Here is an 8,183-nt window from a genome sequence, read left to right as displayed (position 1 = left end):
GTCCTACTCGGCCAGCAATTCCCTTAACGCCATGCGCTTGTAGGCGGCGACCAGCCTGTCGCCCTCCTGCCGCTCAACCGAGATCGCCAGCCGCATGGCGGCCTCGCCCATCTGCCAGACCAGAAACGCCGTGGTTTCCAGTGTCGCCGGATCGGCTGCCGGCCGCAGCCGTTTCAGCACCGCGCTGAGGAATTCGGCGTTGGCACGGCTGTCGGCGAGTTCGAGCTGGCGCAGCGCCTTGTCAGCCTGCGTGCCCGACCAGATGTCGCGGATCACCGGCTCGGCCAGGAACAGCCGGTAATAGATGTCGACCAACTCTGAAAACGCGGACTGCAGGCCTTCGGCGTCGCTGATGCCAGCCAGTGCTGCCGAAATGCAGGACTGGCTTTCGGCGGTGTAGCGCTCGGCCAGCGCCCAGATGATCGCCCGCTTGTCCGGAAAGAACTGATAGAGCGACCCGATCGACACCCCAGCGCGCTCCGCCACCTCACCCATGCGCATGGCATCGCTGCCTTGCTCGGCGATCAGCGCCGAGGCAGCCGCCAGCATGCGCTCGACCCGCTCGCGGCTGCGCTGCTGGCTCGGCGCCCGACGCGGTGAAGCAGCCTGCTTCTGTGCGGAAACGGGGGTTGCCGCGTCTTCCATACCTGACTCCAAATGCCGCCAAAATCACTTGACTCGAAAAATACGAGGGTTTATCACGTTTTGCAAATGTGAGGATTAATCACGTTTATGCGGAGGAAAGCACAATGGGCATCTGGAGCAACTGACATGATCGCGAAACTTCTTCCCACTCTCATCTTCATTGCCGCACTTGGCTCAGGCGTCGTCGGCGGCGTCTTCTTTGCTTTCTCCAGCTTCGTCATGCCGGGCCTCGCCCGCATGCCAGCCGCAAGCGGCATTGCCGCGATGAATTCCATCAACGTCACAGCGGTGACGCCGCTGTTCATGACAGCACTGTTCGGCACGGCTCTCGTCTGCATCGTTGTCGCCATCGGTGCGGTGATCGGCTGGAACCAGCCAGGCTCGCTCTGGCTGGTTGCCGGCAGCCTGCTCTATCTCATCGGCATCGTGGTGGTGACGATGATCTTCAACGTCCCGCTCAACGATGCGCTCGCCGCCCTCGATCCGGCCAGCAGCAATGGCGCAAGCCTGTGGTCGCGCTACCTCAACGAGTGGGTGATGTGGAACCATGTCCGCACCATCAGCGGCATAGCCGCGCTGGCATTCTTCTGGTTCGCCGCGCGTTGAAAAGGATGGATGGAGCCACCGATGAAGGGTCAATATTCGAATATGGCCTTCGGCATGGCAATCGGAGTTGGTGTCGGTGCCGCGGTCGGCACCGCTCTGGATGACCTTCCGATGGGCGTCGCCGTGGGTATTGCGATTGGCGCCGCCTTCGGAGCGTGGCGACGCAAGTGACGGCAGCGCCGGCGGCCTCTACGCCTTTGTCTTCCGATCGGAATGACCGAGGTCGCGGTCCGGATCAATGACATCGCGGACCAGTTGCTTCAGCTTGGCCGCGTCCGGAAAACCGCCGTCGCGCTTGCGATCCCAGACAAGCACGTCATTGCAGGAAATGGTGAAGATGCCGCCGGTGCCCGGCACCAGCGTCACCTCGCCAAGGTCCGTGCCGAAGGTCGACAGCAGCTCCTGCGCCATCCAGCCGGCGCGCAGCAGCCACTGGCACTGCGTGCAATAGGTGATGCGGATGGCGGGGAGGATCTGCTCGCTCATGCCGGGCTGAGCTCCGCTCATGCCGCGCTGAGCTTGGCCATGGTCTCGTCGTCGACTTCGAAGTTGGCGTAGACGCTCTGCACGTCGTCGTCGTCCTCGAGCGTGGCGACCAGTTTCATCAGCGACTGTGCCCGCTCCTCGTCGACCGGAACGTTGTTCTGCGGCCGCCAGATCAGCTTCACCGATTCTGCCTCGCCGAGCGAGGTTTCCAGAGCCTTCGACACCTCACCGAGATTCTCGAAGGCGCAATAGATGGTGTGGCCTTCCTCGTCGGTTTCCACGTCGTCGGCGCCGGCTTCGATTGCCGCTTCCATGACCTTGTCGGCGCTGCCGGCCGATGCCGGATAATAGATCTCGCCGACGCGGTCCCACATGAAGGAAACCGAGCCCGTTTCGCCCATCGCGCCGCCGGCCTTGGTGAAGGCAGCACGCACATTGGACGCCGAGCGGTTGCGGTTGTCGGTCAGCGCCTCGACAATGACAGCGACGCCGCCCGGGCCATAGCCCTCATAGCGCACGGCTTCGTAATTCTCGGCATCGCCCATCGAGGCCTTGTTGACGGCGCGCTGGATGTTGTCCTTCGGCATCGACACTGCCTTGGCGTTCTGGATCGCCAGCCGCAAGCGCGGGTTCATCGATGGATCGGGCGTCCCGCTTTTAGCGGCGACGGTGATTTCGCGCGCCAGCTTGGAAAACATTTTCGACCGCACCGCATCCTGGCGGCCCTTGCGGTGCATGATGTTCTTGAACTGTGAATGGCCAGCCATGGCACCCCTGTCGTCTTCTCGGCTAGAGCATCGCGAAGCGAAGTGATCTGACCTCGTCTTCCGCAATGCCCGAATTCAAAATTTCAGAGCGTCCCAGGTGCACCTCTTGGAAGCACGGCGTTCTCTGTCGGAATGGCCGGCTTATAGATAAATCGGCTCAATTCGTCCAGCCGCACCGCGCACGGGACGCGCGCCATGGGCTGCAGCAAGCATTCACGCCTCCAGATCGGATTTCAGCCGGTCGATGATGCTGAGCGCATGGCCGGCATACTGGCTGATCCAGCGGTCGTGGATCTGCTTGATCGGCAGCGCGTTGAGATGGTTCCAGCGCTCGCGGCCGTCGCGCCGCGCAACGATCAGGTCGGCCTCCTCCAGCACCTTCAGATGCAGCATGACCGTGCAGCGATCGATATCGGGAAAGGCCTCGCACAACATGCCGGTCGTCTTCGGCGCGTCCTTCAGCTGATCCAGCATTTCGCGCCGCCGCGGATGCGCCAGCGCCTTGAAAACATTGTCGTCTTGCGATCGGCTTGACATGTTATGTTTATATAACATATTGTTGAACCGATCAAGGGAAGGAGCTGTGGATATGTCACTTGGATTCAGTGTTTCCGGACGCATCGGCAAGCCGGTCGCCGACGTCTTCGACGCAGTCGTCAATCCGAAGAAACTGAGCGGCTATTTCACCACGATCGGCGGCGCCAGCGCCCCGCTGGAAGCCGGCGCCGGCGTCGTCTGGTGGGGCAAGGTGCAGGTCGAGGTCGACGAAGTGGTCAAGGACCGCCGCATCGTGCTGCGCTGGGTTGCCACCGATGAGGACGGCAAGCCGGCCTACAAAACCCGCATCGAGATGAACTTCGAACCGCTGGACGATGGCGGCACCTTCGTCACCATCGCCGAGAGCGGCTGGCAGGAAGGCGCGGTCGGCCTGAAGAAGTCCTACCTCAATTGCGAGGGCTGGTCGCAGATGCTGGCCTGCATGAAGGCCTATCTCGAGTACGGCATCAATTTGCGCGACGGCTACTACCGCAGCGAGATGAAAGGCGAACCCGCCAACGAGACCAATATCTGACCATTAGGAGCATTCCATGGACATCCACGAAAAACCGACCGCCGAAGCCGGCATGCTGATCCGGCGGCCTGTCGCCGAAGTGTTCGAGGCCTTCGTCGACCCGGCCATCACCACAAAATTCTGGTTTACCCATGGCAGCGGCCGGCTGGACAGCGGCGAGCAGATCCACTGGGAATGGCGCATGTACGGCGTCTCGACGACGGTCGACGTCTGCGAGATCGTTCCGAACGAAAAGATCGTCATGCAGTGGAGCGATCCACCGACCACCGTGGTCTGGACTTTCACCGAAATGCCTGGCGAGACAACTTTTCTCGAGGTTCGCAATTTTGGCTTCGCCGGCGATGGCGACGGGCAGGTGAAAGAGGCCGTCGGCTCAACCGGCGGCTTCACGCTGGTACTGGCCGGTGCCAAGGCGTGGCTGGAACAAGGCCTGACGCTCGGCCTGATCGGCGACCGTCACCCGAAGGGCGTGCCGGCTAACTGAACCGGCGGGCTTGGGATCGCCGCTTTTCCTGCTCACGACGAGCTTGAGCCCAATTCTCGGCCGGAGCTTCCGGAATTTCCAAGATATCGATCTCGCTGTCAGGCAATTCAGCCAGCTTGGCCAACTGATCGCGCTGATCCTGGCTAAGGTCCCTGCTGCTCATGCCTCAATGCCCGCCGCCCGGCTTCTTGCGCCGCCGCGCCAGCATGTTGAGCCCCTCGACCAATGCCGAAAAGCCCATCGCCGCATAGATGTAGCCCTTGGGCACATGGTAGCCCATGCCGTCGGCGATCAGTGTCATGCCGATCATCAAAAGGAAGCCCAGCGCCAGCATGACAATGCTCGGGTTCTTGGCGATGAAGTTGGCCAGCGGCCCGGCCGCCAGCATCATCACGCTGACCGCCACGATCACGGCGATGTACATGATAGCGATCTCGTCGGTCATGCCGACGGCGGTGATGATCGAATCGATCGAGAAGACCAGGTCGAGCAGCAGGATCTGGAAGATCGCGCCGGCGAGGCTGATCTGCAGCGTCTCGCCCATCATCGTATCCTTGTGGTCGTCGGGATCGACCGTGTGATGGATCTCCTTGGTCGCCTTCCAGACCAGGAACAGGCCGCCGGCGATCAGGATCAGGTCGCGCCAGGAAAAACCATGGCCGAAGGCCGTGAATACCGGCGTGGTCAGCTGGACGATGATCGAAATGGTGGCCAGCAGCACCAGCCGCATGATCAGCGCCGCCGAGATGCCGAGCCGGCGGGCACGGGCCCGTTGTGCTTCCGGCAGCTTGTTGGTTAGGATCGAGATGAAGATCAGATTGTCGATGCCGAGCACGACCTCGAGCACAATCAGCGTCAGCAGCGCGACCCAGGCGGTTGGATCGGACACAAATTGAAAATGCGGCGCCAGGAATTCGATGAGCTGCATGGAGGTCGTCCCCTCTTTTAACGATCTAGAGCAGTGTCGCCGGCAGTTAGGTACTAAGCGTGCCTATATCAATGTCATGACCAGAAGGACGGTGCGGTTTCCTCCAGCCGCGGGCCGCGACGAAACGGCGCGATCCGCTCGGTCAGCCCGGTGCGGTCGGAAATATCGACGCCGACGCCGCACAAGGTCGCCGGTCCGGTCGCCGCTTCGAAGCGGCCTTTCGGCACTTTCGACAGGAACCGGTTGAGCGGCTCCTCCTTGTCCATGCCGAGCGAGGAATCATAGTCGCCGCACATGCCGGCGTCGGACATATAACCGGTACCGCCATTGAGGATCTGGTGATCGCCGGTCGGCTGGTGGGTGTGGGTGCCGACGACGAGGCTGGCGCGGCCGTCGACGAAATGCGCGAAGCACATCTTTTCCGAGGTCGCCTCGGCGTGGAAGTCGATGATCACGGCATCCGCCTGCTCGCCGAGCGGACAGGCGGCAAGCTCGCGTTCGCCGGCCTGGAAGGGATCGTCGAGTTCGGGATGCATGAACACCCGGCCCATGATGTTGGCGACCAGCACGCGCGCGCCGCTCCTGGCGATGTAGACGCCGGAGCCGCGCCCGGGCGTGCCCTTGGGAAAGTTCGAGGGGCGCAGGAAGCGCTCTTCGCGCGGCGCGAAGGCGAGTGCGTCGCGCTGGTCCCAGACATGGTTGCCGGTTGTGACGACATCCGCACCGGCCGCGATCGTCTCGCGAAAGATATCTTCGGTGATGCCGAAGCCGCCGGCGGCGTTCTCACCGTTGACGATGACGAAATCGAGTTTGAAGTCGGAGATCAAGCCGGGCAGTTGTTCCCACACCGCCGTCCGTCCTGTCTTTCCAACCATGTCACCGAGGAAGAGAAGTCTCATATGATCCCGCACCGAAGGTCAGCGAAGCAAAAGCTGCATGACGTCTGTGAAAGATCATGCGTCCTTTTATCTACAATTTTGACGCGAAGCGGCGCAACCCGCTCTCGGTCAGTATTTCCGGAATGACGACGTCATGTTCCTCATCCGGCACCATTGCCACCTCCTGGCAGTCGAAGGCGATGCCGACCAGCCGCGGCGGCTGTCCCTTGTCGATCAGCTTGGCGATGGCGCGGTCGTAATAGCCGGCACCATAGCCGATGCGATGGCCGCGCGCATCGAAGGCGGCGAGCGGCACCAGCATCACCGAGGGGTCGAGCACTTCTGCTTCTTCATGCGGGCCGACCGTGCCGAAACCCATCTCGACCATCGGCGCGCCGCGCACCAGTTCGCGAAAGACGATCGTGGTTTTGTCGAGAATGGCCGGCAGGCAAAGCCGCGCGCCCCTTTCGCGCAAGGCAAACATCAGCGGCCTGACGTCGACTTCCGAGCGCATCGGCCAGAAGCCGGAAACGATCTGGCCCGGCTCAATGTGGAGGTGATCGCGTGCCGTCTCTGCCATTTCAAGCGCGACCTCCACCCGCCAGAATTCGTCGAGCGCATCGCGGCGTCCGAGGGCCTCGCGGCGAAGCTGCTTTTTCAGGTCTTTGAGAGAGGTCATGCAGTCAGGGTAGAAAAGGTCAGATCTGGATGGAGTGTTGGGAGCGACGTTTTCCACCGCAATCATCCACCGAAATGCGGGACGCGTGGCAGTAAGTGACGATCCACACAACCGGTGGAGAGAGCGATCCCGGGAACCTACAAAGTAGGTGGGCGCCGTGTGAGAAAACCCACGGGTCTTCCCAGGGACAGCTCCCTAAGGATCGTTAAGGCCCCGGGGAAAATGTTCTCCTGCCGGGAAGCACAGACCGTCCCGCCCAATATAGGCTGCCGGCCGGCTAAGCGCCAGTGAGACGGGCACTCTTTCCGTGTTGGGTTCAGGCCCTCGCGCCGCCAACACCTCACCCTTGCACAGGCACGGCCTCGTCCTTACGGTCGCGATGACCAACCGAGGAGCAAGAATGCGTTTCGAAGGCACGGCGGCCTATGTCGCCGACAAGGATCTGATGGTGGCCGTCAATGCAGCGATCGCGCTGGAGCGGCCCTTGCTGATCAAGGGCGAGCCCGGCACCGGCAAGACGGAACTGGCCCGCCAGGTGGCGGCTGCACTCGGCCTCGACCTCATCGAATGGCACGTCAAGTCGACGACGCGGGCGCAGCAGGGCCTGTACGAATATGATGCCGTCTCGCGGCTGCGCGACAGCCAGTTGGGCGACGAGCGCTTTAACGACATCAGGAACTACATCAAGCGCGGCAAACTCTGGGAGGCTTTCGCCGCCGGCAGGAAGGTCGTGCTCTTGATCGACGAGATCGACAAGGCCGACATCGAATTCCCAAACGATCTCCTGCAGGAACTCGATCGGATGGAGTTCTTCGTCTACGAGACCGGCGAAACCATCCGCGCCGCCGTCAGGCCGATCGTCATCATCACCTCCAACAACGAGAAGGAGTTGCCGGACGCGTTCCTGCGCCGCTGCTTCTTCCATTACATCCGCTTTCCCGACGTCGACACGCTGCACAGAATCGTCGACGTCCACTATCCCGGCATCAAACAGAACCTGGTTCGGGCAGCCCTCACCCAGTTCTACGAGATCCGCGAAGTGCCAGGGCTGAAGAAAAAACCGTCGACCTCCGAGGCGCTCGACTGGATCCGCCTGCTGGTCGCCGACGATATCGCGCCCGAGGATCTGCGCGCCGACCCGAAGAACGCGTTGCCCAAGCTGCATGGCGCATTGCTGAAGAACGAACAGGATGTCCATCTGTTCGAGCGGCTTGCCTTCATGGCGCGCAGGCAAGGGTGAGGCGCCGGGCACTGGCTACGATCGAGCTTCGCTTGCGCCCTGAGCACGATGACGGTCCCTTGCCTCTTGCGGCGCGACGTTTCTGGGGCCGAAGACGACGAAGCTGATGACGGCAAGGGCAAGAACGCCGATCCCGCTATAGAGCATGACCCAGCCAAAACCGTTGACTAAGGCGGCATGCGCAAGCGCGCCGGACGGGTCGAGGGTCGCCAGCCTGGGCGAATATTGGGAGAGGCCATCGAGATTTCCGGTGGCGATCTTTTCCGCCAACGCGCGCAATTCGTCCGGGTCAAGGGCAGTGCCCAATGCGGTTTTGAGATAGGAAGCAATTCCCTGCGTCAACAGCAGGCCCAGCACCGCGATGTTGATGGCGAGCGTGATCAGCCGCGCGCTGTTAT

13 protein-coding genes, 1 other RNA gene and 1 pseudogene are annotated in these 8,183 nt (G+C 62.0%); 5 read left to right on the top strand and 10 right to left on the bottom strand.

Annotation, left to right across the window (positions count from 1 at the left end):
• Positions 1-3: 3 nt before the first annotated feature.
• Positions 4-645 (bottom strand): TetR/AcrR family transcriptional regulator, encoded by a 642-nt coding sequence (locus EN914_RS16070; protein ID WP_024502910.1) that lies wholly within the window; start codon positions 643-645, stop codon positions 4-6.
• A gap of 126 nt (positions 646-771) precedes the next feature.
• Between EN914_RS16070 and EN914_RS16065 the strand changes: the two genes are divergently transcribed.
• A complete protein-coding gene (locus EN914_RS16065) occupies positions 772-1,251 on the top strand; it encodes a DUF1772 domain-containing protein (protein ID WP_024502909.1) in 480 nt (159 codons plus the stop codon).
• A 21-nt stretch (positions 1,252-1,272) separates the two neighbouring features.
• Positions 1,273-1,422: a hypothetical protein gene (locus EN914_RS16060; RefSeq protein WP_081714260.1), complete on the top strand. Its 150-nt coding sequence runs from the start codon at positions 1,273-1,275 to the stop codon at positions 1,420-1,422.
• Between the two features lie 18 nt (positions 1,423-1,440).
• On the opposite strand, the gene EN914_RS16055 is transcribed toward EN914_RS16060, so the two are convergent.
• From EN914_RS16055 to EN914_RS16045, 3 genes are all read right to left on the bottom strand, one after another.
• Complete coding sequence (locus EN914_RS16055; RefSeq protein ID WP_127218697.1) at positions 1,441-1,737, bottom strand: SelT/SelW/SelH family protein; 297 nt, start codon at positions 1,735-1,737, stop codon at positions 1,441-1,443.
• A gap of 17 nt (positions 1,738-1,754) precedes the next feature.
• Positions 1,755-2,504 carry a YebC/PmpR family DNA-binding transcriptional regulator gene (locus EN914_RS16050; RefSeq protein WP_013529113.1) on the bottom strand — a complete coding sequence of 250 codons (750 nt, stop codon included), beginning with the start codon at positions 2,502-2,504 and terminating at the stop codon, positions 1,755-1,757.
• A gap of 213 nt (positions 2,505-2,717) precedes the next feature.
• Positions 2,718-3,041 carry a helix-turn-helix transcriptional regulator gene (locus EN914_RS16045; RefSeq protein ID WP_024502907.1) on the bottom strand — a complete coding sequence of 108 codons (324 nt, stop codon included), beginning with the start codon at positions 3,039-3,041 and terminating at the stop codon, positions 2,718-2,720.
• A gap of 52 nt (positions 3,042-3,093) precedes the next feature.
• Here EN914_RS16045 and EN914_RS16040 point away from each other — a divergent pair, with 52 nt between their 5' ends.
• Both EN914_RS16040 and EN914_RS16035 read left to right on the top strand, forming a co-directional pair.
• Positions 3,094-3,576, top strand: coding sequence for an SRPBCC domain-containing protein (locus EN914_RS16040; protein WP_024502906.1), 483 nt, complete (start codon positions 3,094-3,096; stop codon positions 3,574-3,576).
• Positions 3,577-3,592: 16 nt separating this feature from the next.
• A complete protein-coding gene (locus EN914_RS16035; RefSeq protein WP_024502905.1) occupies positions 3,593-4,060 on the top strand; it encodes an SRPBCC family protein in 468 nt (155 codons plus the stop codon).
• Here EN914_RS16035 and EN914_RS38320 read toward each other — a convergent pair.
• The 5 genes from EN914_RS38320 to ssrS form a co-directional block, all read right to left on the bottom strand.
• Positions 4,053-4,223 carry a hypothetical protein gene (locus tag EN914_RS38320; RefSeq protein ID WP_155924945.1) on the bottom strand — a complete coding sequence of 57 codons (171 nt, stop codon included), beginning with the start codon at positions 4,221-4,223 and terminating at the stop codon, positions 4,053-4,055. The two genes, EN914_RS16035 and EN914_RS38320, sit on opposite strands and share 8 nt — an antisense overlap.
• Positions 4,224-4,226: 3 nt before the next feature.
• Positions 4,227-4,988 carry a TerC family protein gene (locus tag EN914_RS16030; protein ID WP_013529109.1) on the bottom strand — a complete coding sequence of 254 codons (762 nt, stop codon included), beginning with the start codon at positions 4,986-4,988 and terminating at the stop codon, positions 4,227-4,229.
• Positions 4,989-5,062: 74 nt separating this feature from the next.
• Positions 5,063-5,887: a YmdB family metallophosphoesterase gene (locus EN914_RS16025; RefSeq protein ID WP_024502904.1), complete on the bottom strand. Its 825-nt coding sequence runs from the start codon at positions 5,885-5,887 to the stop codon at positions 5,063-5,065.
• Positions 5,888-5,957: 70 nt separating this feature from the next.
• On the bottom strand, positions 5,958-6,545 hold the full coding sequence (locus EN914_RS16020) for a 5-formyltetrahydrofolate cyclo-ligase (protein ID WP_024502903.1): 588 nt from the start codon (positions 6,543-6,545) through the stop codon (positions 5,958-5,960).
• A gap of 96 nt (positions 6,546-6,641) precedes the next feature.
• Positions 6,642-6,797: non-coding RNA, 6S RNA (gene ssrS, locus EN914_RS16015), on the bottom strand.
• Positions 6,798-6,945: 148 nt separating this feature from the next.
• Between ssrS and EN914_RS16010 the strand changes: the two genes are divergently transcribed.
• Complete coding sequence (locus EN914_RS16010) at positions 6,946-7,785, top strand: MoxR family ATPase (protein WP_024502902.1); 840 nt, start codon at positions 6,946-6,948, stop codon at positions 7,783-7,785.
• Positions 7,786-7,800: 15 nt separating this feature from the next.
• Here the strand turns inward: EN914_RS16010 and EN914_RS16005 are convergent.
• Positions 7,801-8,183: pseudogene (locus tag EN914_RS16005) on the bottom strand (MFS transporter); the annotation flags it as partial.

Origin of the sequence: Mesorhizobium sp. M7A.F.Ca.CA.001.08.2.1 (assembly GCF_003998455.1) — a bacterium.
GTDB classification, from domain to species: Bacteria; Pseudomonadota; Alphaproteobacteria; order Rhizobiales; family Rhizobiaceae; genus Mesorhizobium; species Mesorhizobium ciceri.
The sequence above is the reverse complement of the archived record's forward strand: the minus strand, read 5'-3'. Positions and strand labels throughout refer to the sequence as shown.

Bases quoted from the DNA above. Each gene is read 5' to 3' on its own strand.
- EN914_RS16070 (WP_024502910.1), bottom strand. From the start codon at position 645: ATGGAAGACGCGGCAACCCCCGTTTCCGCACAGAAGCAGGCTGCTTCA.
- EN914_RS16065 (WP_024502909.1), top strand. From the start codon at position 772: ATGATCGCGAAACTTCTTCCCACTCTCATCTTCATTGCCGCACTTGGC.
- EN914_RS16060 (WP_081714260.1), top strand. From the start codon at position 1,273: ATGAAGGGTCAATATTCGAATATGGCCTTCGGCATGGCAATCGGAGTT.
- EN914_RS16055 (WP_127218697.1), bottom strand. From the start codon at position 1,737: ATGAGCGAGCAGATCCTCCCCGCCATCCGCATCACCTATTGCACGCAG.
- EN914_RS16050 (WP_013529113.1), bottom strand. From the start codon at position 2,504: ATGGCTGGCCATTCACAGTTCAAGAACATCATGCACCGCAAGGGCCGC.
- EN914_RS16045 (WP_024502907.1), bottom strand. From the start codon at position 3,041: ATGTCAAGCCGATCGCAAGACGACAATGTTTTCAAGGCGCTGGCGCAT.
- EN914_RS16040 (WP_024502906.1), top strand. From the start codon at position 3,094: ATGTCACTTGGATTCAGTGTTTCCGGACGCATCGGCAAGCCGGTCGCC.
- EN914_RS16035 (WP_024502905.1), top strand. From the start codon at position 3,593: ATGGACATCCACGAAAAACCGACCGCCGAAGCCGGCATGCTGATCCGG.
- EN914_RS38320 (WP_155924945.1), bottom strand. From the start codon at position 4,223: ATGAGCAGCAGGGACCTTAGCCAGGATCAGCGCGATCAGTTGGCCAAG.
- EN914_RS16030 (WP_013529109.1), bottom strand. From the start codon at position 4,988: ATGCAGCTCATCGAATTCCTGGCGCCGCATTTTCAATTTGTGTCCGAT.
- EN914_RS16025 (WP_024502904.1), bottom strand. From the start codon at position 5,887: ATGAGACTTCTCTTCCTCGGTGACATGGTTGGAAAGACAGGACGGACG.
- EN914_RS16020 (WP_024502903.1), bottom strand. From the start codon at position 6,545: ATGACCTCTCTCAAAGACCTGAAAAAGCAGCTTCGCCGCGAGGCCCTC.
- EN914_RS16010 (WP_024502902.1), top strand. From the start codon at position 6,946: ATGCGTTTCGAAGGCACGGCGGCCTATGTCGCCGACAAGGATCTGATG.